Origin of the sequence: Barnesiella sp. An22, from assembly GCF_963931395.1 — a bacterium.
Lineage (GTDB): Bacteria > Bacteroidota > Bacteroidia > Bacteroidales > Barnesiellaceae > Barnesiella > Barnesiella merdigallinarum.
This window is the reverse complement of record NZ_OZ007014.1, coordinates 1,246,345-1,270,031: the sequence shown is the minus strand read 5'-3', so window position 1 is coordinate 1,270,031 and position 23,687 is coordinate 1,246,345. Positions and strand designations below refer to the sequence as shown.

The 23,687-nt window shown below is 55.0% G+C and carries 14 protein-coding genes; 4 read left to right on the top strand and 10 right to left on the bottom strand.

Annotated elements, in window-relative coordinates; genetic code table 11:
• Nucleotides 1–4 precede the first annotated feature (4 nt).
• Together ABGT88_RS05105 and fmt are read left to right on the top strand one after the other, a co-directional pair.
• The gene (locus ABGT88_RS05105; RefSeq protein WP_258326671.1) at nucleotides 5–1,768 is read left to right on the top strand and encodes a chloride channel protein; all 1,764 of its coding nucleotides are present in this window, start codon (nucleotides 5–7) and stop codon (nucleotides 1,766–1,768) included.
• A gap of 6 nt (nucleotides 1,769–1,774) precedes the next feature.
• Nucleotides 1,775–2,743 carry a methionyl-tRNA formyltransferase gene (fmt, locus tag ABGT88_RS05100; protein ID WP_258326444.1) on the top strand — a complete coding sequence of 323 codons (969 nt, stop codon included), beginning with the start codon at nucleotides 1,775–1,777 and terminating at the stop codon, nucleotides 2,741–2,743.
• A 15-nt stretch (nucleotides 2,744–2,758) separates the two neighbouring features.
• Here the strand turns inward: fmt and ABGT88_RS05095 are convergent, their stop codons facing one another.
• The 10 genes from ABGT88_RS05095 to ABGT88_RS05050 form a co-directional block, all read right to left on the bottom strand.
• Nucleotides 2,759–3,697 carry an EamA family transporter gene (locus ABGT88_RS05095; RefSeq protein ID WP_346700792.1) on the bottom strand — a complete coding sequence of 313 codons (939 nt, stop codon included), beginning with the start codon at nucleotides 3,695–3,697 and terminating at the stop codon, nucleotides 2,759–2,761.
• Between the two features lie 85 nt (nucleotides 3,698–3,782).
• Nucleotides 3,783–5,141 carry an undecaprenyl-phosphate glucose phosphotransferase gene (locus ABGT88_RS05090; RefSeq protein WP_346700790.1) on the bottom strand — a complete coding sequence of 453 codons (1,359 nt, stop codon included), beginning with the start codon at nucleotides 5,139–5,141 and terminating at the stop codon, nucleotides 3,783–3,785.
• 153 nt (nucleotides 5,142–5,294) lie between these two features.
• Nucleotides 5,295–7,070 (bottom strand): DUF349 domain-containing protein, encoded by a 1,776-nt coding sequence (locus tag ABGT88_RS05085; RefSeq protein ID WP_346700788.1) that lies wholly within the window; start codon nucleotides 7,068–7,070, stop codon nucleotides 5,295–5,297.
• Between the two features lie 127 nt (nucleotides 7,071–7,197).
• On the bottom strand, nucleotides 7,198–8,022 hold the full coding sequence (cas6, locus tag ABGT88_RS05080) for a CRISPR-associated endoribonuclease Cas6 (RefSeq protein ID WP_258326449.1): 825 nt from the start codon (nucleotides 8,020–8,022) through the stop codon (nucleotides 7,198–7,200).
• Nucleotides 8,023–8,027: 5 nt separating this feature from the next.
• Entirely contained in the window at nucleotides 8,028–9,296 is a 1,269-nt protein-coding gene (locus ABGT88_RS05075; RefSeq protein ID WP_258326450.1) for a pitrilysin family protein, read from the bottom strand.
• A 4-nt stretch (nucleotides 9,297–9,300) separates the two neighbouring features.
• Nucleotides 9,301–10,074, bottom strand: coding sequence for a peptidylprolyl isomerase (locus ABGT88_RS05070; RefSeq protein WP_087408094.1), 774 nt, complete (start codon nucleotides 10,072–10,074; stop codon nucleotides 9,301–9,303).
• A gap of 273 nt (nucleotides 10,075–10,347) precedes the next feature.
• Entirely contained in the window at nucleotides 10,348–12,936 is a 2,589-nt protein-coding gene (locus tag ABGT88_RS05065) for a T9SS-dependent choice-of-anchor J family protein (protein WP_087408095.1), read from the bottom strand.
• Nucleotides 12,937–13,061: 125 nt separating this feature from the next.
• Entirely contained in the window at nucleotides 13,062–15,644 is a 2,583-nt protein-coding gene (locus ABGT88_RS05060) for a T9SS-dependent choice-of-anchor J family protein (RefSeq protein ID WP_346700785.1), read from the bottom strand.
• Between the two features lie 17 nt (nucleotides 15,645–15,661).
• On the bottom strand, nucleotides 15,662–19,324 hold the full coding sequence (locus ABGT88_RS05055) for a T9SS-dependent choice-of-anchor J family protein (protein ID WP_346700783.1): 3,663 nt from the start codon (nucleotides 19,322–19,324) through the stop codon (nucleotides 15,662–15,664).
• 603 nt (nucleotides 19,325–19,927) lie between these two features.
• A complete protein-coding gene (locus ABGT88_RS05050; RefSeq protein ID WP_087408098.1) occupies nucleotides 19,928–20,305 on the bottom strand; it encodes a hypothetical protein in 378 nt (125 codons plus the stop codon).
• Nucleotides 20,306–20,570: 265 nt separating this feature from the next.
• Here ABGT88_RS05050 and ABGT88_RS05045 point away from each other — a divergent pair, with 265 nt between their 5' ends.
• The gene (locus ABGT88_RS05045) at nucleotides 20,571–21,533 is read left to right on the top strand and encodes a hypothetical protein (protein WP_346700781.1); all 963 of its coding nucleotides are present in this window, start codon (nucleotides 20,571–20,573) and stop codon (nucleotides 21,531–21,533) included.
• A complete protein-coding gene (locus tag ABGT88_RS05040) occupies nucleotides 21,502–23,682 on the top strand; it encodes a hypothetical protein (RefSeq protein ID WP_346700779.1) in 2,181 nt (726 codons plus the stop codon). The genes ABGT88_RS05045 and ABGT88_RS05040 overlap by 32 nt, the downstream gene beginning before the upstream one ends.
• Nucleotides 23,683–23,687 lie beyond the last annotated feature (5 nt).

Below are 23,687 nucleotides of genomic sequence, written 5' to 3'. Positions count from 1 at the left end.
CCTGATGTTGCGCCTGCTGTTGTGGCGCGAGAAGCACATCAACGAACACAACTTCGTGTTGTTTCTGAGTTTCGTAATCGGTATCTGCACGGCCGCCGCCGCACTGATTCTGAAATTTCTCATCCACTTTATCCAGAACCTGCTCACCTCGCACTTCAACGCCGACAGCGCCAACTACCTCTACCTCATCTACCCGATTGTCGGTATCCTGCTGGCGGGGCTCTATGTGCGCTACATCGTCAAGGACGACATCAGCCACGGTGTCACCCGCATCCTCTATGCCATCTCGCAGAAGAAAAGCCGGCTGAAACCGCACAACATGTACACCTCGGTGATTGCCAGTTCGATTACCATCGGGTTCGGCGGTTCGGTAGGAGCCGAGGCCCCTATCGTATACACCGGCGCGGCCATCGGGTCGAACATCGGGCGCCTCTTCCGCCTGGACCAGCGGCTGCTCATGCTGCTGGTAGGCTGCGGCTCGGCTGCTGCCATTGCCGGCATATTCAAGGCCCCTATTGCCGGTATCCTGTTTACCCTCGAGGTGCTGATGATCGACATGACCACCACCTCGGTGCTGCCGCTGCTCATCTCGTCGATTACGGCGGTGACGGTGTCGTACATCTTCACGGGCTACAGTGCCGAGTTCAGTTTCGTGCAGACCGAGACTTTCGAGGCGGCCCGTATCCCCTACGTGATTCTGCTGGGCGTCTTCTGCGGATTCGTCTCGCTCTACTTTACCCGCGTGATGACCCGCATGGAGGACATCTTCCGCAAGATAGGCACGCCGTGGAAAAAGTTTTTCTTCGGGTCGGCCATCCTCAGTCTCTCCATCTTCCTGCTGCCACCGCTCTACGGCGAGGGCTACGGAGCCATCACCAGCCTGCTGAACGACAACCTGAAGCAACTGGCCGAGGGTAGCTTCTTCTATACCGAAAACGACAACATGTGGGTGATGATGCTCTTCCTCGCCCTCATCATTCTGGTGAAGGTACTGGCCACCAGTGCCACCAACGGCGGAGGCGGTGTGGGTGGTACATTCGCCCCCAGCCTGTACGTGGGCTGCTTCGCGGGCTTCTTCTTTGCCTATGTGCTCAACCACACGGGCATTCTGCCCATGGAGCTGTCGGACAAGAACTTTGCCCTGATGGGTATGGCCGGGGTCATGTCGGCCGTCATGCACGCGCCTCTCATGGCCATCTTCCTTACTACCGAGCTGACCGGTGGCTACGACCTGTTCCTGCCGCTGATGATTACCTCGACCGTGGCCTATGCCACCATCCGCATATTCGAACCTCACAGCATCTACACCATGCGTCTGGCCAAGAAGGGCGAGCTGCTCACCCACCACAAGGACAAGGCGGTGCTCACCCTGCTGAAGATGGACAGCGTAATCGAAACCGACTTCATAGAGGTTCACCCCGAGATGACTCTCGGCGACATGGTCAAAGTGATTTCGCAATCGCACCGCAACATATTCCCGGTTACCGACCAGGATGGCACGCTGCTGGGTATCGTCATACTCGACGACATCCGCAACATCATGTTCCGCCCCGAACTCTACAAGCGCTTCTATGTGCGCAAGTTCATGACCATGCCACCGGCCAAAATCGAGGTGGGCAGCAGCATGGACAGCGTGATGAAGACCTTCGACCAGACCAACGCCTGGAACCTGCCGGTCGTCGAGAACGGGAAGTATGTAGGATTCGTGTCGAAATCGAAGATTTTCAACTCGTACCGCCGTGTGCTGGTACACTTCTCACAAGACTAAACGAATATGGAAAAGAAAGATTTACGCATCGTCTATATGGGCACTCCCGATTTTGCCGTGGAGAGCCTGCGCCGCCTCGTCGAAGGGGGTTACAACGTGGTAGCCGTCATCACCATGCCCGACAAACCGGCCGGGCGCGGACACAAGATTCAGTTTTCGCCGGTCAAGGAGTATGCCCTCTCCCAAGGGTTACCGGTGCTGCAGCCCGAACGGCTGAAGGACGAGGCCTTTGTCGAGCAGCTGCGCAGCCTGCATGCCGACTTGCAGATTGTCGTGGCTTTCCGCATGCTGCCCGAGGTGGTGTGGAACATGCCGCCGATGGGCACCTTCAACCTGCACGCCTCGCTGCTGCCGCAATATCGGGGTGCCGCCCCGTTGAACTGGGCCATCATCAACGGCGACACCGAGACGGGCATCACCACCTTCTTCCTGAAACACGAAATCGATACGGGCGAAATCATACAACAGAGACGCATCCCTATCCTGCCCGAGGATAACGTGGGTACCATACACGACAAACTGATGGTGCTGGGTGCCGACATGGTGGTCGAAACGGTCGACGCCATCCTGGCCGGGACGGTGAAACCCATTGAGCAGGAGTCGATCCAGACCGACGAGCCACTGCGTCCCGCCCCCAAGATTTTCAAGGAGACCTGCCGCATCGACTGGTCGAAGCCCTGCGTGCAGATTCACAACCTGGTGCGGGGTCTGTCGCCCTACCCGGCCGCCTGGTGCGAGTGGGTATCGGCCGACGGCAACCGGTTGAGCGTGAAGATATTCCGAACCACCCCCGTACCGGCCGCTCACCACTTCGAGCCGGGCAGCATACACACCGACGGCAAGAGCCGCATCGACGTGGCCTGCGCCGACGGTTATGTGCGCATCGAGGAGCTGCAACTTGCCGGCAAGAAGCGTATGGCTGCCGCCGACCTGTTGCGGGGATTCCACCTCGACGACACGTTCAGATGCGAATAGAAATCTCTCCGGGATTCAACGCCTGTGCAGAGGGACGGACCGCAGGGCATGCCCGATGACGGTGGCCACCTTGTGCACCGGTATCGCCTTGGAGGCGATGATGAGCAACACGGCTACCAGAATCATAAAGATACCTATACCCAACCGCAGCGTAAAGGCTTCGCCGAAGACAGTTACCCCCACGACTACGGCCGTGAGGGGTTCGAGTGCGCCCATGATGGCCGTGGGTGTAGAGCCTATGGCGTGGACGGCCTGCGTCATGGTGACCAGCGAAATGACCGTGGGCACCAAAGCCAGCATGATGGAGAAGAACCACATGCGCGGCGTGGTGAGCGGCTGCAGCGGCGTGTGACTGCCGAGCGAGGCTTGCAAGGCGATGGCCGCCATGCAGACGAGCAGGACATAGAAGGTGAGTTTGATCGACGACATGACGATGGATGAGCGGTTGACCACCACCATATAGAGGGCATAGGTGAGGGCCGAAACCAACACCAGCACCACCCCCGTGGTGCTGAGCCCCACATTGCTGCCGCCCCGATAGAGCAACGCGATACCCGAGAGGGCCAACAGTATGGAGAAGATGGTGACTCCCGAAAGATGCTCCTTGAAAAAGAGGGCCATGATTACAGCCACCATGATGGGATAGACGAAGAGAATGGTGGCGGCAATGCCGGCATCGAGGTAGTGGAAACTGGTGTAGAAGGTGAGCGACGATACGGCAAAGAGGATGCCCAGCGTAGCGAGGGTCTTCAGCTCCTTGCGCGACAGCTTGAACGACTGATGCTGCACCCACATGATGCCGGCGAGAATAATCACCGCAAACAGAAACCGATAGAAAAGTACCGAACTGGAATTCAAACCCTCGCGGTAGAGGTAGAGGGCTCCCAGCGGATTGGTGCCGTAGCTTACTGCCGAAACGATACCGAGTATCGTGCCTTTGACTTTTGTACTCATTTGCTATCCCTTTTTCGGGGTGCAAAGATACACACGACATTGGTCTCGAAGGATAGGTTTCCGGCTGTTTTTTTCGGAGGAGTTATCAGAAGGCGTTCTTCTCGCCCTTGAAGGCATTGACTACGGTGAGGAAAATAATCTTGATGTCGAGCCAGAAATTCCAATGCTCGATATACCACACGTCGTACTCGACCCGACGCTCCATCTGCCACAGTTCGCGAGTCTCGCCCCGGTAGCCGTTCACCTGCGCCCAGCCGGTGATGCCCGGCTTGATGAGGTGTCGCAGCATGTACTTGTCGATAATCTTGGAGTAGTCGTGGGTGTGCTTGACCATGTGGGGACGTGGCCCGACAACCGACATATCGCCCAGGAATACGTTGATAAACTGGGGCAGCTCGTCGAGGCTCGTCTTGCGCAGGAACTCGCCCACCCGCGTCTTGCGGGGGTCGTGACGCGTAGCCTGCAACTCGTCGCTGGCGGCATTGACCCGCATGGTGCGGAACTTGTAGCAGTTGAACTCTTTCCCCCGGAAACCGGTGCGCTTCTGCTTGAAGAATACGGGGCCCGGCGACGAGAGCTTGACGGCTATGGCAATGGGGATGAAAATCACAGGCGAACATACCAGCACGACTGAAGAGAAGGCCAGGTCGAAGGCCCGCTTCAGCATGCGGGAGTAGATGTTTTGCAACGGCTCGGGATGGAGCGAGAGCACCGGCACGTTGCCGACCAGCTGGAACTCGAGCTGCCGGTGGATGTAGCGCCCTACGTCGGGCACCATGAAGAACGAGATGTTGTGCGACTCGGCAAACTTGAGCAGGCGGGTAATCTTCTCCTCCTGCCGCATGGGCAGGGCGCAGTAGATTTCGTCGACGTTGTTGGCCGTTGCAAAGGCCTCGACGGCCGAGCAGTCGCCCTGGAAGTTGGGCAACGACTTCTTCAAGGCAAGGTTGTCGTCGAAGAATCCCATGAACTTGTAGCCGTAACCGGCATCGGAACGCAGCTCGTCGAGCAGCTTCGTACCCATGGCACCGGCCCCTACAATAACTACCCGCTTGAAGTTGTAGCCCTTGCGGCGGAAGTATTTGAGCAGCTTGCGCGAACCTACCCACCAGACGGCCAGCAATACCGAGAGGAGCAGGTAGAACTTCAGCAGCACCAGCGAGCTGATGTCGTCGATTTGCAGGAAGAATATCAACAACAAAAATGCCGCCAGATGGCTCAACACCGACTGCGACACTTTAATCAATACTCTGTCTACATGGAGGATACGCAACTCGTGCACCTTGCCGAAGAAGAGGAAAACAGGGAAATACGAAAGATTGAGCAGGAGCCAGATAATCTTCTCGGCAAAGCCCCCTTCGAAGCCCCCACCCCACAGGCACACGGCGGCATAGGCGATGTTCAAACAAAAGAAATCTCCGATGATAATCAGCGACTTTATCATATGTCCATACCGACCTCGTGCCATTGTTTCTCTCTCTTGTTCCGATCTATTTTTATTCGACAAACCTGCGCTCCCCACCCGGTTTGGGTACCGCGGGGGAAATAACAGGGCAACCCGGTTTGGAAGGGTCGCCCTGCGTTGGCATCTTATTTACTACAAATTCTTATCTATAAGTTGCACCTTCTGCTCGATAAGCTGCATCTCTTCGCGGATTTTCTGCATCTTCCGCTCCATCTCCTTCAAGAGGCCGCTCGACTTCTTCGACGAGATGTTCAAGAAGCCGATGTTGTTTTCGTAGGTTTGCAGCTCGGCTTTCTTCTGGTCGTACATGCGCAACAGTTTTTCGCGCTCGCGATAGAGCTTGTCGTGGTTGCCGTCGGCCATTTGCTGAACCGAGGCCGAGAAGTTGCTCAGGCGGTTGCGAGTCTCGGTCATGTTGAGGCGGGCAAAGAGGATGTCGAGTTGAGCCTGATACTCTTTATAGATTTTGTCTTTCTCCTTGAAGGGTACATAGCCGATGGTGCTCCACTGGGCCATCAGTTCGCGTACGGTCTTTTCGGCTTCGGCCGGGTCGACCGACTCGTCGATGGCCTTGAGGCGGGCAATGATGTCGCGCTTCTTCTCGAGATTCTCCTGCTCGGTTTGACGAGTAGAAGCCAGCTGGCTGTTCTTCTGAGCAAAGAAGTAGTCGCAAGCGGTTACGAAGCGTTTCCAAATGGCGTCGGAGTGTTTCTTGGCTACGGGGCCAATGGTCTTCCACTCTTTCTGCAGAGCTACGAATACGTCGGTCGTCGCCTTCCAGTCGGTGCTGTCCTTGAGAGCCTCGGCCTTTTCGCACAAGGCTTTCTTCTTCTCGAGGTTGGCGGCCATCTTCTCTTTTACCGTCTTGAAATACTCAGCCTTGCGGGCAAAGAACTCGTCGCAGGTCTTGCGGAAACGCTCGAACAGCAGGTTGTTCATCTTGCGCGAAGCGAAGCCCAGGGTTTTCCAACGGCTTTGCAGGTCGAGCACGTGCTTGGTGGCCTCGTCCCACTGGGCAAACGAGTTAAGGGCATTCATGTCGATGGCCTCGATCTCTTCGCAGAGGGCCGTCTTGGCCTCTTCGTTCTTGCGCTCCACCTCCTTGCGGGCTTCGAAGAAGCTCTGGTAGCGCTTGTTCACCTCGGTCGAAGCATCCTTGAAGCGATTCCACAGCTCCTCGCGCAGCTCCTTGGCCACGGGGCCGATGCCCCGCCACTCGTCGTGAAGCAGTTGCAACTGCTTGAAGGCGGCCACCACGTCGTCGTTGGTGAGCAAGGCTTCGGCGGCCTCGCACAGAGCGGTTTTCTGCTCGAGGTTCTTCTTGAAGTCGTAGTCGCGCAGCTCCTTGTTAATCTTCAACAGGTCGTAGAAGTTCTCGACGCAAGCCTGGAAACTCTTCCACAGGCCCGATACCGCAGCCGAGGGGAGGTCGCAAGGTTCTTTGAAAGCCTGCTGCAACTCCTGGAAGCGGGTATATTGCTTGTTTATGTTGTCCGAATCGGCGGTAATAGATTTCATCTCTTCCAAAATCTGCTGCTTGCGGGCCAGATTCTCCTCGCGTTGTTTCTCGAGCGAGGCGGTATATGCGGCCTTTTTCTCGCGGAATACAGCCAACAGCGATTTGAGCGTCTCTTCCTGCTCGTCGGGTGTGGGGACGAACTCCGACTCGGGGTTACCGGCAGCGACGAAAGCATTGCGAGCCTCTTCTATTTCGATTTTTTTCTGTTTATAATAGGCTTGTTTCAATTCATCGACCTCTTCCTTCACCTCTTCAACCGGGCCCTCAATCAACTTTCGCAACTCGTCGATAATCTCTTCTCTCGAAAGTTTCGGAGCCGGCTGTGCCGAATTTTGTTCCTCCTCGGCGGGAGTCATAGTTTGACCTGCATGGAGTTCTTCTGCATTCATATCAGGTTTTTCAAGCTCTGTTGTCATAGTATATTCAGTTTTATGAAAGATAAAATCTTTATTCTCTATACAAATTAAAAAAATTTTTTTGTCATTTCATACAAAAAAGTCATATAATTTTCACGAATCAATCCTCTTTTTCGGGAAGTGGCGCCTCTTTCCCGGCAGGAAGGGCCTCACGACGGAGTATTTCGATGCAGCCGAAACCCAGGTTCACCTTCTCGCCGATGCCGGTCTCGTACATGATTTGATGCAACAGAGGGTCCATCGACACCCTGAATTTGTACATGTAGCCGATGACCTTCGACTCGTCGGGGGTAAATCGCATCATAAAGATGCCTTTACGCTTGGGCTCGGATAGAAGAGTCCACGAAAAATCGGTATTCCCCTCGAAGGGGTGACCGAATATTCTTTCGTACTTGGACAGAATCGAATGGTAGAAACAGTCGGCATACGAGGGATGGTCGGGCCCGATGTACTCCATGCTGCGGTTGGAACGAGCCACCATGAAGACAATGGGCGAGAGGGCCAGATACTCCGACACGGGGCCGAACTCGGGCGCAGGACAGTCGATAATCTCCTCGACCGCGAGCTCTACCCGGCTGCGGCGATCGCCCAGCACAAAGGTGGTATCTGCAAAAAGCGTCTCGACAAACTCGCGTGTCCCCCGTACGGGCAGAAACGAAATCCACATCTGTACCTTCTTGACCAGAATGTGCAGCCTATCGTTCTCGACCCGGATGCGCGGAATGTAGAGGTTGGAAAACGAAAAGAGCCGGTTGCGACAATCGTCGACCGGGGCAAACCCGTTGCTGGAAAGCCAGTGCAAGTAGGCATCGAAATTTTCACGAATGCGCCGATACACGGCTGCCGACAACTCGTACTGATAGCTTACCGGCAAAATGTTGCCAAAACTTTCGGACTTAACCGCCAAGACTAATTTGAATCGCATAATAACTACTCTATATCATTTATCAAAGGTGCACCGGAGGGTATCGACTTATACCACAAAGTCGAACTGTTTTCCGGCACAAACAAATCTCTTGCAACTCGCTGTAAATCGTGTGGAGTAAGACGCTTGTAACGGTCGACTTCACAATCGATATTTTCGGCTCCGCCCAACAATTCGTAATAGGCCAGGTTGGTAGCCTTGTTCAAATAGTGCAAATTGGAAAACAGGTCGTTCGACTCGAAACGATTGACCACCTTGTCGAGCTCACGCTGGTCGACAGGCGTGTCGCAAATGCGGCGCAACTCGACGTCGATGGCTGCCTCGCCCTGCTCGAGCGAGACGCCCGGCGAGAGTTTGCCCTTCACCAGGAAGAGCCCCGGCTCGATGTCGCCGGTTACCGAGGCGTCGAGCTCGGTGAAGAGTTTTTCGTCCATGACCAACCGACGGTAGAGCCGCGACGAACGGCCCGAGGAGAGCACATCGGAAAGGGCATCGCAAGCCTGATAATCGGGGTGCCGACGGGCCACCATGTGATAGGCCTTGAAGATGGCATCGAGCGGCACATCGCGCTCGACCGTCTGACGACGGGGCTGGGTCTGCACCGGCTCCTGCGGCAGATGGCGCGGAGCAATCTGTCGGCTGGGTATGGGGGCAAACCACTTTTCGCACAACTCGACAGCACGCTCGAAAGGCAGACTGCCCGAGATGCACAGGATGGCATTGTTGGGGGCATAGTGGGCAAAGAAGAACTGCTTCACCTCGTCGAGCGTAGCCTCGGCTATGTGCGAGACCTCACGGCCGATGACAGGCCACCGATAGGGGTGCACCCGATAGGCCATGGGTCTGAGCAGCAGGTACGAGTCGCCATAGGGTTGATTCAGATTCCGCTGCTTGAACTCCTCGATGACCACCTGTTTCTGCACGGCCAGCGACTCGGGCGAAAAGGCGAGGCTGAGCATGCGGTCGGACTCCAGCCAGAAGGCGGTCTCTATATTGTGTGTGGGAGCAACCGTGTAGTAATTGGTCACATCGTTGCTGGTCCAGGCATTGTTCTCACCCCCGGCCTTTTGCAGCGGAGTATCGAAATCGGGGATATGCACCGACCCACCGAACATGAGGTGCTCGAACAGATGGGCAAATCCGGTGCGCGAGGGTGACTCGTCTTTCGACCCTACATCGTACAGCAGATTCAACGCCGTCATGCGCGTAGAGGCGTCGTAGTGGTGTATGATGCGCAAACCATTGGACAATATGTGACGACGAAACGGTATCACTCTCTTACTCCTCGATTTTCATTTTTATGATTTTGACATCGGCCACAGGGCGATCGGCGGCACCGGTCTCGACCTGCTGTATCTTGTTGACCACGTCCATTCCCTCGATTACCTCGCCGAATACGGTATACTCACCATCGAGATGGGGCGTACCGCCCACCGTGGTATAGGCCTCGCGCTGTGCCTGAGTAAAGGTGCGCTTGCCCTCACGCTTGATCTGCTCCTGCATCTGGGCTACAAGCGTATCTTGCAAAGCCTGCAACCCCTGCATGTCGCGAGCCTTGCGCATTTTGATAATCTCCTCACGATGGTTGGCGGCCAAAGCCTGGAATACCGACTGTTGCTGTTGCATCTGCATCTGACGCTCCATCTGGTCGAGTTGCTGCGGGTTGTACACTTTGCCGGTAACGATATAGAACTGCGAGCCCGACGATGCCTTTTCGGGATTCACCTGGTCGCCCTGTCGGGCCGCAGCCAATGCCCCGCGTTTGTGGAAATACTTGGGGTAGACAAACTCGGCCGGGAGGGTATAACCCGGGTCGCCCATGCCCAGCATCTTGCCGGCGGGGGCATTTCGGGAGGTACCGTCGCCTCCCTGTATCATAAACTCGTTGATTACACGATGAAACAGTGTTCCGTCGTAATATCCCTCCTTGACCAGCTTCACGAAGTTGTCGCGATGCGCGGGGGTATCGTCGTACAGTTTCACCTTAATGTCTCCCATTGTAGTCTCCATAAGGACAACTGTCTCCTTATGGCCGTTTGAGGCACAACTCATGTTGAATATTATTAGCGATAAAAAAATAAAACAAATACTCTTATTCATATAACTCCTGTTTAGCCGCGTCGGTGCGAATCATGAAAGTATGCAAATAAAAAAACATCGGCCGTATGGACCGGGCCGAGCGACTTCTATTACCCGTACTTCATTTACAAAGGTACAAAATTAAATGATTTCTTAACATAGGAAAATAGAAATTTATATTTATCAAAAAAGGCGCCCCGGATTCAGTTGTACCGAGGCGCCTTTAATTTACTTATTTTCAGCGAGTTATCTTATCAGCACTTTTATCGTAGCGGGACCTTTATCGGTGGTAAAATATACCAGATAGAGTCCGGCATCGACCGGGATACAGATGTTTTGCTCGATTTCGGGAATCGAGGCGACCATCTGGCCTGCCGCATTATAGACCGTAGCCGACACCTTCTCGCCCGACATCGGCTCGACCCAGATGGCCCGGTCGCGGCCGTAAACCTTCGCGGCAGGGAGAGCAGCAGACTCTACCCCACTGTACTGGGTGGTGAAGAGATACTCGACCGTTTGCGACTCGCCCGACTCGTAGACCGCCTTGACACCGGCCGTGTAGGTGCCGTCGGGGAGCGACTCGAAGGTGTAGAAGTTGTCGGTTATTGCCGTGGCCTTCGTCTCGCCGTTGAGATAGACGTTGTAGGTAGCCTCGCCCACTTCGGGGGCAGGAGCGTCGACCGCAGGACCTACGTAGAAGTTGTCGACCTTGAGCATCCAACCGTCGTAAGAGACGTAATTGACGGCCAGGTAGACTTCACGATTGACAAAGTCGGGCAGGTCGACCGTCACCTCGTACCAGCCACCCTCCTCGAATGTACACTTATACAGCTCGACAAACGACGAGGGGTCGGTCGACGACTCGGAGGCCAGTACCCGAATCGACTCGGGTATGCCGGTAATCTCGCCCGGATTGCCGTAGACGTGTGCATAGAAGCGCAGCACATACCCTTCGTTGATCTTCTGCTTGGGAGCGATAAGCCAGTCGTCGGAGGCGGCCTGCTGGGCTCCGAAGAACATCACATACTTCTTGCCCCACATCGTGTTGAGGTAGCCGTCGACATCGCACGGAGGTGTCGTGGCTTCGGGATTGAAGATAAAGACAGGCGACTCGCCGGCATCGAATCCCGGGAAGGTGACATTCTGCCCGTTGACCGAGAGCAGATAGTGCTGCAGGCGGTCCTGGTCGTAGGTAACCCAGTCGCCGAAACGGGTGGCAAAGTCGTCGTACTCTTCGAAGCTATCGCTCCAGCCCAAATCCTGATTCCAACGGAAGAGGGCGTCGGTCGTATGGCTGTCTTCACGGTAGGTAAAATCGACCGAAAGGTTGTAGGGTTCGGTAATCTTCTCGACCAGCGAGAGGTCGATGGTCATGTCCCGATCGATATTGACAAAGGTATCGAGCGGCATGTAGCGGTCGTCGTTGATGCCGATTACATACTCGCCCTTCTGCAGCGAGGCAAAGTGCGATAGGCCCGACCGTATGGTGTCGGTCACCTGGTAGCTGCCCGAAAGATAGCTCACGGCAATTCCATCGGCCGACCCTCCGTTGACGGTCACCTGTACCTTGACATCGGCATAGGCCGAGGCTGCCGGAACTTCGATTTGGGTAGTAGCCACCGACGACTCGGAAACCCGGTAGACCGACTTCACACCCAAGGTGTGAACGCCGGCCTCCAGATTGTCGAAGAAGAAGGAATTGGTCTGCACCGAACCTACCTCGCGATTGTCGAGATAGACGGTGTAACTTTGCGGGTCGTCGCCAGCCGCTATATTGCGATGACGAATTGCCCGCGGCAACCGCGCCTTTACCTGCGAGGGGTTCAGCTTGGCCGACCCTACGAAAAAGTCGTCGACCATCAGCATCCACCCCGCCTGGGTAATATACTGAATGGCTATATAGACATCTCGACCTTCGTATTTCGAGAGGTCATACTCGATTGTACTCCATGCGCTCCACTCTACCGACTCGTAGTTGCCTTGCGTCAACGGGATGAAATCGCTCTCGGCGGTTCCGGTCGTCGAAATCCACACCTTGAAACGCTCGACAGGTGCATCGGCAGCCTTGGCCTTGAAACGCACGACGTTGTTCACTCCCACATGTATCTGGGGCGTGATGGCCCAGTCGTTATTGGTGGTACCGCTGGCCGTGCGGATAAAACCCATGTACTTCTTGCCGCTGTACGACCGCAGTTGCGGTGCGTAGAACCACCACGAGACGGGATAGACATCGCTGCCGTCGGAGGTTACCGAGACATAGGCTTCGTCGGGAGCCACAATCGTGGCATACTGCTTCAGCCCACTGTTGGGATAACCGCCCTGCATGAGTACAGCGGCCGACTCCTGGTCCTTGTCGATACCGGTCCACGGCGTAAGGTCGAGAGTAAACGAGGGGTAGTCTTCAAAATCGTCGAAGAAGTAGTCGGTCTCTTCGTTCCACACCAGCGAGGCATCGTTGGTGCCCGTCTTGGGGTCGTGCGCCAGTACCGCCTGCAGGTTGTAGGGGGTTCGCACCGGCTCTTCCATCACAATCTTGAGCACCGTATCGCTCTGTATGTCGAGCTCGGCATTGTCGTAGGTCTTCAATCCCTCTTTCTCAATAACCAGCCGGTGAATGCCCGGATATATACTTTTCTCGGTATAGACTCCGTTAGCTCCCAATACCCGGTTATAGACCAAACCCGACTCGGTTCGCTCCAGATAAAAGGGGGTTCCGCTCATGTCTTCGCCCGTAACGGAGGTGACCTGCAAGGTGAGCGAAACAGTCTGCTGAGCCATCGCCGCCAGGCCCCAGCCGGCGAGGGTCATTACCAGAGCTAAAATTTTTTTCTTCATTGCTTTTCTATAAAAATTTGGTATTTACGTATCGTTGTCGTGTGCTGTTCGCAAAAGGAACAAAGAGGGCTCCATCGACCAGGAGCCCTCCGGGTATATTCTCCCCCACCCTGCGGGGGTAGACTTTAGCGCTTCATCACCCGTGTCGTAACGACGGTGTCGCCCTGAGTGAGAGTTACGAGATATATGCCAGCAGCCAGGTCGTGCATCGAGAGCGACTCGACATCGGCCGCCTCGCGCACACAGTTGCCGGTCAGGTCGTAGACCCGCACGTGAGCCACACCACCGCTCCAATAGAGGTAATCGGTCGTGGGGTTGGGATAGATGGCCAGACGGGGTTGCGACAGTTCGTCGACGGCCAGGGTGGGCATACCGGCCAGGTCGCCCACATAGATTTCGTCGAGTGAACCGCCCGCAGACGAACCGGCATTCTCGGTGGCGACAAAACGCCAGCGCAGATTCACACTCTTGCCGGCATAGGGAGCCAGCGATACATATTTGTGACGCCACCGGGTGCGGTCCTGGGTATAGGCCAACGTAGTCCAGTTGTCGGCATCGACGGCCCGAATCTCGAAATAGAGGGTACCCTCGGTATCGTCGACCTCGTCGAGCGGCAATTCGGTAACGGCTTCATTTTCATATCCTGTCTCCAACCGGTTGCACAAAGCTCCACCCCAGGCAAAAGAGGCCACCATGTCGCCCGTTGCAGGGAGGACAATGACCGGCGTGGTGAGCGTAGACTCCTCGCCGGCATAGTTGTGCCATACCGAGGCCGAATATTCTCCGGCATATGGGCCGATATTGTTCGATTTCCACTGCTGTATGCCATCGCCCTGATGATTGGCGGCCCAACCCATGGGCGGCACGGCACCCGTCTCGAATCCTTGGGTGTAGGGGAAGTCGCGAATCGACTGGTCGGCCATGGTGGTAAACGACCAGGTGGCAACCTCGTTGCACTTACCTACGGCATTGTAAGGTACAACTTTCCAATAATAGGTCGTGGCAGGTGTGAGCATGGGAATCGTATAGGATACCGAAGCGTTTCCATCGAGCAGAATGCCATCGAGCAGCGAAGTGGGATTGTTTTCATCGGTTCCTACCGAGAGTTCATACCCCTCGGCAAAAAGGGAGGGCTCCCACGAAAGGGTGAGCCGTGCGTAGTCGACATCGGTAGCTCCGTTGGCAGGAGTGGGCGTAGTGATAGCCAGGGGAAGGTCGCCCACGCCATAGAGTTTGGGCAATACCACATTGTCGAAATAGATGTCGGTCACCACCATGTTGTCGAGGCCGCCGTCGCCGATTTCGAACTCGTAGGTCCAGCGCAGATAGACATCGTCGCTCACTACGAAGTTGCCGTCCCGGTCTTTGATTTCAATCTCTTTTTGTACCCACTCGTTGTAGCGGCTGTCGTCGAGCGAACACCACAACTCGGTCCAATCGGTGTCGGAACCCTTCTTGTAATAGCAAATGAAGTAGGTGGTGGGAAGGAACGAGTCGTCGATATACTCCTCGCCGGTGGTTTCGATGTAGTCGAATTTCACCTTACCGTTCCCGGCCGAGAGGTCGAGACGGGGCGAAACGATGTCGCAGGTAGTCATGCCGTCCACGGTTACCGACTTCACACCCGAGGTAGCTATGCCCTCGATCGTGCGCCAGCCTTCGTTGCGCGACCAACCGGCCGGCGGGAAGATGTCGCCCTCGAAACTCTCGAGCGTATACCCCTCTTCGAGCATCACTTTGGTTCCCGAGAGGTTGACCGAAAGGGTTCCGCCATTGGTGTGAATCTTCATTACCGTGCTGCGGGCCCCTTCGACCGTGGGGTTGTAGTTGATGCGATACTCAACCTCTTCGCCCCGCTTCAGCGACACCGTGGCGGGATCGAGCGTGGTAGAGAAGTCGGTACCCTCGAGGCCTTCGATACCGGTGATGGTCAAGACACCGTACCCGATGTTGCGAATCGTCATGGGCTCGGACTGAGCCAGATAACCGATGTAGGAGTTGGAGAAGGCATACGACGTAGAGCCTTCGACCTCGGGAAGCTGCTCAATCTTCTGATTCCCCACCTTCACATCGTCGACAGCCAGCGTGGCAGCGGTGTAGTTCTTGTACAACACCGACTGAAAATAGAAGGCAATCGACACGTTTTTACCCTCATAAGCCTTCAGACTTATGTTGGGAGTCAGTTTCTGCCAGTTAGTCACACTGCCGGTAGCCGTTCTATCCCACGGCCAGGGCAGACCCGAGTTTTCTATATCTTCCTGTGAAGCCACATCCCAAAGGTCGTTCCAGGAGGCCCCGTTGTCGGTCGATACCTTGATAACGAAACGACCGTATGTTTTTTCAGACGGGAGAAAAGCCGAGGCATTGCACCAGAAGACAAACGACAGTGTAGCATCTTGAGCTATATTTACAACCGGAGTAATGAGCCACTCCTCCTTCGAGATACCGGCTGCACCTTCGGAATAATTGCTTACTACCTCGGCACAACCCGACCCGGCGATGGGCGACCCCGTGATTTCGTTCCAATTCAAATCCCAATGTGCAAAGGCCATCGCCTCGAGGTTATCCGGCAGTTCGGTACCTGTGACAGTCCACCCTTGCGGCGGGAAATTCTGACTCTCGAAATTCTCGTTCAACACAAGATTTTCGGCGGCAAAAGCCCCTGCGCTGCCAATCAGCAGCGCGAGGGAAAGAAAAAGTTTTTTCATAGTAAACATAGTTTCGATTACTTTTTAACGATTTGGGTGGTTCGATGCTCACCGGCAGTTTGTACCGTCACCAGATATACTCCAGGAGCCAGCGCCGACATGTCGAGACTCTCGACCTGCTGAGCGGACAATACCTGTTTGCCCGTAATATCGGTAACGACTACACGGTCGCACGTTTCCTTGAAATAGAGCGTAGATGCCACCGGGTTGGGATAAACCTCGAGGCAATCGCCGTTCACCTCGTCGATACCCGAACCGTCGGTAATATTGAGTACAATCTCCTGTACCGTAGTTTTGGAGCCGTCGGTCACCGAAAGTTTCATAATAATCTCTTCGGCCTGTCCGGGGATACCCGACAATGTACCGCCGTTGGTACCCGGGGTATGGGTAATCCAGAAGGGTTTGCCTTGCAGCGTCACGGTCAAGGCATCGCCATCGGGATCGGCTACGGCATAGTTGTAGGTCCAGCGTTTGCCCACGGTAGCGGTAGTCTCGGGCACCGTAGTAAAGTAGGGCGCATTGTTGTCGCTGGCTACGTATTCGAAATTCTCGAAATAGAAGTCGTCGAAGAAGGTGACAAAGCCCTGACCCGGCGTATTGTTGCGGATGGCCACGTAGATGGGTTGTCCGGCATATTGACTCAGGTCGACATCAAACTCGGTCCACGACGTCTGGCTGTCGCTGTTGTTCTTGTGGGGTACCTGTACCGATTCGAATCCCGAAACGGGCGAGAAGCTCGACACGGCATTGTCGGTGGTACTTACCAGTACGGTGAGAGCGGCAAAGGGGTGATAGGTGTTGTCGCCGTCGTACGACTTGGCATAGAAGCGGAAGTGTGCATCGTCGCGAGCGGTCATCTGGTCGCTGATAATCCAGTCGACGGCCTCGGTGGCATCGCTGGTAGCCATGGTAGCCAGCAACTGGTTGCCCGAACGAGGATAGATGTTGCGCCAGTCGGCACCATTGGGAGCCGGCAACTGGTTGATGACGATGTAGGCATAGGGGGTGCCGATATTGGGGTAGTTGATCATTACCGGCGAAACCGTGGCTGCATGGTCGGCATCGACCGTGGTAAAGCCCTTGGGAGCAATGGAACCGAACTCGTCGTCTTCGAAACTGAAGTAGCGGGTGTACCTGCTCAGAGCATTACCCGATACGGGGAGCGAAATGGAAGGAGCGTTGTCGAAGGTGATGGTCATCTCGTCTTCGACCAGGGCCGAGGTGGTTCCGGCTGCAAAGGTGATGTTGAAGTCGACACTCTCGCGGCTGTCCAGTACCAGGTCTTTGTGCAACGAGGTAGAGAAGTTGGAACTGCGGAACGATACCCCGGTTATTGTCATCGCCTCTTCACCGTCGTTCAAGAGGTTCAACATCGCAGAGGTAACGGCTTTGTTGTAGTTGACATCGCCAGCTTCCCACGAGGTGGTATTGATGACGGCTTTGCCGGCTGTGGGCGCCTCTTCGAGCAGAATCTTGTCGAGCGAAGCACCCGAACCCATATAGTCGACCGTGCTGTAACGCCAGCGGAAGTTCACCGTCTTGCCCCGATAGTCGGAGAGGACGATGCGCTGCCGTTCCCAGCTTTGCCCCTCATCCTGAGCTGCCGAGATGAATGCCAACTGGTGCCAAGCGTTATCAACTTTGATTTCGAAATAGAGCGTATCCTTATTGATGATGGTCGTGCCTTGTACCGATTTGCTCAATCCGGCCGGTACGGCATTGCCCCAATAGAAACTGATCTGCATGTCCTTATCGGCAGGCAATGCAAAGGCAGGCGTCTGCAGAATGCCCTGCTGATGGGAACCGCCGGCCGAAATGTAGGCCGAGCCCTTGCCGTCGTACGTGGTGTAGTTGGTCAAATCCCATTCGGTATACCCCTCGCCGATGTTGCGCCAGCCCAGCGGCGGGAATGTCTCGCCGTCGAAACCTTCGGACCAGGGGAAGGTGCTCACGGTCTGGTCGGCCAGCGTGGTGAAACTCCATACCTCGGGCGAAGGCGTTTCACCTGCTTCGTTGCAGGCAACGACTTTCCAGTAATAGGTAGTAGCATAGTCGAGTACGGGGAGGGCATAGGAACACTCGGTCACCTCGGCACCATTGACTACCGAGAAGTCGGAGGCCGATTTTCCTACATACACCTTATAGGTCTGTGCAAACTGTACACCACCCCAGGTGAGCACGAGTTCTTCGTTGAAGACATCGACAGCCCCATTCTCGGGCGAGGGAGTCGTAGCAGCCCCGGGTATCGAAGAGCTTCCGTAATAGGGCGGCAAGATTACATCGTCGAGGAAAGTCGTAGAGTACTCGGGCAGGTCGTCCCAACCGCCGGTCGACAAATCGACGTCGAGCACATATTTGAACATCACATAGCAGTTGTCCGAAGCCGGAGTACCCAGGTCGATAGCCAGGTGCTCCCAACGGTTGATGGAGTCGCAAGAGGCAATCTGGGTCCAGGTATTCTTACCGTCTTTGGAGAAGTAAACCTCGAATCCGCTCTCGGAGGTGGCGGCATCGTCGGCCGTGGGTTCCCACACGTTGGCATAATTGAACTGCAACTCATACGAACCCTCGGAACAGTCGAGACGAGGGGTTACCAGCGTGGGGTTGTTCTCGGCAAAGCTACACGAAGCGGAATAATCGCCCGAGGTAGCATAGGCTCGTCCCTGAGACCAGCCCTCGTCAGCCGTCCAGCCCAACGGCGGGAAGGTGCCGCCCTCGAAACTTTCGAGATTGTAGTTGTCGGGAAGAATGATTTTGGTTCCCTCCAAAGCGATGGAGACATCGCCGCCATTGGTGTGAATCGTCATCGTGGCCGACTTGGCGCTCAAGGCCGAAGAGGGAGTATAGCGTACATAAAATTCATATTCGGCACCCGGTTTTATCGAAACATCGGCCGGGACCAAATCGGTAGAGAAATCGGTACCGTCGAGTCCCGAAATGCCGGTTACGGTAAGTAAACCTACACCCTTGTTGCTGAGGGCAAACTTGTCGGACCACTTGCCTACCCCGATGTAGGTACCCGGGAATACATACGAGGTGGGAGTTACTTCGGCTATGGGAGCCTCGATAGCAGCACCCGATTCGACTACCACATCGTCGACCCAGGCACAATTACCTTTACCCGAACCGCTCACCAGCAGGCAATGGACAAAGGCTATCTTTATTGTCTTGCCGGCATAAGCCTTCAGGCTGAGCAACGACGAGTTTACCGTCCAGGCAGTCCAGGGATAGACTACACCACTGTTCTCGACCTGTTCCTGATTGAGAAACGAGAAGATGGTCGTCCACGACTCCCCGTCGTTGTCGCTCACGCGCACCTGCAAGTCGTATTCGTTTTTGAAAGCGGCAGCCGACGCCCCTTCCCACAGGAACGACAAATTGTAATTGGTATTGCTCAACGTAATTGCCGGAGAGATAATCCACTCCTCCTTTACCGGTTCAACAGGATCCCACGATCCGCCGTCACAAAACAGACTTATCGAGCCAGAAAGCGCCGACCGCCCCGTCTCGAGAGTCCAATGGTAAATGGCTCCCTCCTGGGTATCGTTTACTACCGTCCAGCCATTCGCTGGGAAATTGGTTGCCGTCCAAGATTCAAAATTCTCGTTCAGCAAAACCTCTGCTCGCAATCCCACTATAAACAGGAAGAAAGCACAAATAAGCGTAATTCTCTTTGCCATCGTAAATATATTATTAGGTTTATTATGAAATTACATTACATGCAAAAACCAACAAAATATTACAACTATTTATTCATCTCTTGCAAATATAAAAAATTATTCGGAATAAACCTATATTTTCTATAAAAATATCACCATATAAAGCCGCATTTTTTAAACTTAGAATATTTATACAAGATAAAACAAATGTTATTTTTATAAAATTATAACTATTCCAATTGAGCTTTACAGTCAAATCCTGCGTAAGTATAGAAATTATTTCAAGTCTATTTAGCTATATAAACAATTAAGAATCAACCATATAAAAATTTATTCCACCAAAAGCGGCTACTAACAAAAAAATACTTCAAGAGTAAAAATCGCTACAAAAAGATTGATTTTATCGAGCAAAAACAACAAACATAAAAATCTCCAAGAAAAGCCAGAAGGGGGACAGGATAAATGGCCGGGAAGAAAACGGAGATGCCTTACAAGGGAAGAACAGGAGAGAGGAGCATCAGAAACAAGAACGCCGCCTCCTGCCCTGCTGCGAGCAGAAAAGCGGCGTATCGTTTATACGGATAACCGGGTAGATGCCGAGTTGTACCTTATTATATAATACAATTACATCACATCGTTGGCATAGACCCGCTTGTAAATACGGCGGAAATTGTCGCTCTGCCGATTCAACTCATCGACATGCGTCTTATAATCCTCGCCCCAAATACCCGACAGCAAATCGACAATGTATTTGTGTTCACGATCCTTTTGGAGCGAAGCGGCAATGAGCTTATCGATAATCTCCCTGTATTTGTCGGGGCCGGTGGCATGCAGATAGAGCGCAGCACTCACGGTAATCTGGCCGGTGAGGTCGACCCGGATGATATTGTCGGCCAAAGCAGGCATATCGTCGTCGCAGGTACCCATGTGGTTGGCAATATACTCATAGGTGAGCAGGCCATCGGTATCGCTGCTTAATATCTTTTTCAAATCGTTATTCATAGTTTGCCTTCTTTTGAATGACACAAATTAAATAAAAACTTTTGTCGCCACAAAATATTTCATAAAACAGTTTGTGCGAGGAGGCCAAAAAGCCTCACTTTTCGAAGCGGATTCCCAACCCAAGGAGCCTTCTTTACGAAATAGGTCGCACAGAAGCATTTCATACAGCCCGATAGCCATTTCGTACAGTCGGACCAAAAACAGTGCTGTCCATGCAACCATTTCACCATCTTTGCAACAGACTCCTCAAAAACAAAAACAAACTATGAAACTGCTACACCCCATCGGCCTGGTACTAATCGCGACAAGTGTGCTTATCGCGGGATGCACACGCCAGAACAAGACAACCGCGGAGTTTGCGAAACACAACTCGGTCTATTACTGGAAAACGACCTTTGCCCCCGACTCGGCCGAACGAGCCTTCCTGGCAGAACACGACATCGACCGCATCTACCTGCACATGTTCGATGTGGCCGTAGAGCCCGACTACGAGACCGGCGGCTCCGAAGTCGTGCCCATCGCCACGACTCGGTTCGAAGCACGGGTACCCGACGAGATAGAGATTGTACCGGTCGCCTATATCACCCTCGACGCCCTGCGGGTCATGGCGGGGAAAGAGCGGAAGTTCGCCCCCCTCATCGTCGACCGGCTGCTGGCCATGAGTTCGTATAACGAGTGCGGAAAGATAAACGAGATACAACTCGATTGCGACTGGACGGCATCGACCCGCGAGAGCTACGCCGTGTTGTGCCAGACGGTCAGAGACTCGTTGCAGAAAAAGGAGATAGAGCTGAGCATAACCGTGCGGCTGCATCAGTTGCGCGAACCGGCACCCCCGGCCGACCGGGGTGTACTGATGCTGTACAACACGGGGACATTGAAGGGGCACGACACCCGTAACTCGATACTGGACATCGCCGATGTAAAACCCTATATGACCCGGAAACGGTACCCGATTCCCCTGGACTATGCCTACCCCGTATTCGGCTGGGGTGTCAAATTCGAGGGAGAAAAATTCGTATCGATTGTGACCGAGGCCGACACGGTGTCGCAGCCCGGCGAGTCGGTGCGGCGAGAGCGGCCTGCCGCAGCCGAAATAGTAGCCGTCAAGAAGCTGGTCGAAAGCTATTTGGGCCAACCGGCAAGCGGCAACCTGCTGTATCACCTGGATTATGCACAACTCAAACACTACACCCATGAAGAGATCGATCAGATTCTTGGCCGTTAGTCTGGCCGCTCTGTTTACCAGCCACGAAGTTGCTGCCTGCTGGGAGCCCTGGTATGCCCCGGAAGAGTATTATATGTATAGAGTGTATGAGTCCGATTCTGCCGACCCATCGCCCCTCCGGGAGGACGAGGAGAATTGCCGGGAGTGGCAGCGGCTAACCTCGCCCGATATTCCTACGGCCGATATTTACCAAGCCGTATACAAGATGCCGCTCGAGGAGCTCGAACGGGTAGAGACTCACCGAATGGGAAAACACGACAACCCTTTCGTCGCGTGGATTGCCCAACGCGATACGGCCCTGCTCGACTTCCTGCTGCTGGCCAAGACCAACGAGTACATCCGCCTGAAGCGCAACTCGCGCTGGTACTACCCTTCGATGAAAATCGGGGCACGTATGACGCTCGAAGAGGTGGCCGAACATGCCCTGTCGAACCGGGAACCCAGACTGCGCGACCGCTATCTGTTGCAAGCAGTACGGGCACTCTTCACGCTGGGGCGATACGAGAGCTGCATCGACCTGTGGGAGTCGGAGGTGTCGCGACTGCCGGCCGACAACCTGATGCGCCGCCTGATCGAGCCCTACATAGCGGGGGCCGAGGTACGCACGGGACAAGCCGAGAAGGCTCTCCCCTACTTTGCCCGGACCGGTGACGTGGGCTCCATTCTCTTCTACACGGGGCAAGGCAGCAAGAACGTGTCGACCGTCGACGCCCTCTCGCTCGTGTGCCAATATGCACCGAACAGCCCTTACATAACTCAGACGTTGCAGAGCTACATACGCAGTCTCGAGGTGCCCGACACCTTCTATCCCTGCGATACGGCAGCGATCCGGGCCGAAAAGGCGAAGCTGCATGACCTGTGTATGAAGATGGCCCGCAACAAAGAGACGGAGATACCGGCCATGTGGTACTACACGGCCGCCTTCCTGTCGGGCCTCGACGGAGAGACCAGCCAGGCCTATCGACTGCTGCGGCTGGCCGAGCGGGCCCGGTCGAACCCGTTTATCGACGAGTCGATTGCGGTATTCCGCATCTACCTCGATGCCCGCACACAACCCTGCAACCAGGCTTACGAGAGGCGGCTGTTCAAGCAGCTCGAGTGGCTCGACAAACAAATCGCAAACCGCCTGACCGAGCCGGTGCGCGACGAGACCACCCACGGGTACAAGCTGATACGATGCGCCAGCTTTTACTACTGGAACGACATGATGCGCCGCATCGTGCTGTCGGAGGTGTGTCCCCGCATGCTCAAGGCCGGCAAAACGACCCGGGCTCTGCAACTGGCCAACATGGCCGACAACCGGCTGCTGGGGCTCGTCGGCAAGCAGGAGGTGACACTTGTCATAACCGACGAGAACGGAGATTGCCAGTTTGTGCAGCAGGTTCTGCCGCTGGACAAATACCGATACTCGGGCGAGTTCAACTCATACGATTACAGCAACCACTTTTTCGAGATGATCGACAGCCTCGGGACCGACGCCGCCATCGCCTACGTGCGGCAGGTACAACGGCCGCAAACGGCATTCGACCGATTCCTCAACGCCCGGGGCTACACGGGCAACGACTACCTCAACGACATAGCGGGCACGCAATGCCTGCGCGCCATGCGATACGGCGAGGCCATCGGCTATCTGGGTGCCGTGAGCGAGGCCTACAAGCACCACCTCAACGTCGAATCGAAATACGACCCCTTCGCCATACGGGCTACCCCGACCGAGAATCCGACCGACTTCAAATTTGCCTTTGCCCGGGAGATGCTCTCGCTGGAGCAGAGCATGAAGGCGACCCGGGAACCCAACCGCAAGGCCCGGCTGATGGTGCGCTATGCCATCGGGCTGCGCAACTCGTTCGACCGTTGCTGGAGCCTGACCCAATACTACCGGGGCAGCTGCTACTGGGGGCAGGTGTGCGAGAAGCGCGACTGGGAAAACGACCGATATACCCGCGCGGCCCTGGCCCGAGCCGAAGCCCTCGTACGGCAGGCTACCGACCTGATTACCGACGACGAAACGGGAGCCGACATACACTACACCCTGTGCAACTTCCGCACCGTGGCCCGGCGATACCCCCACACCCAAAAAGGGAAACTGGTTCGGGGTCATTGCGACCATCTGGCTGACTATCACGCCGAAAAGGTCGGACGTCGTTGAACCGG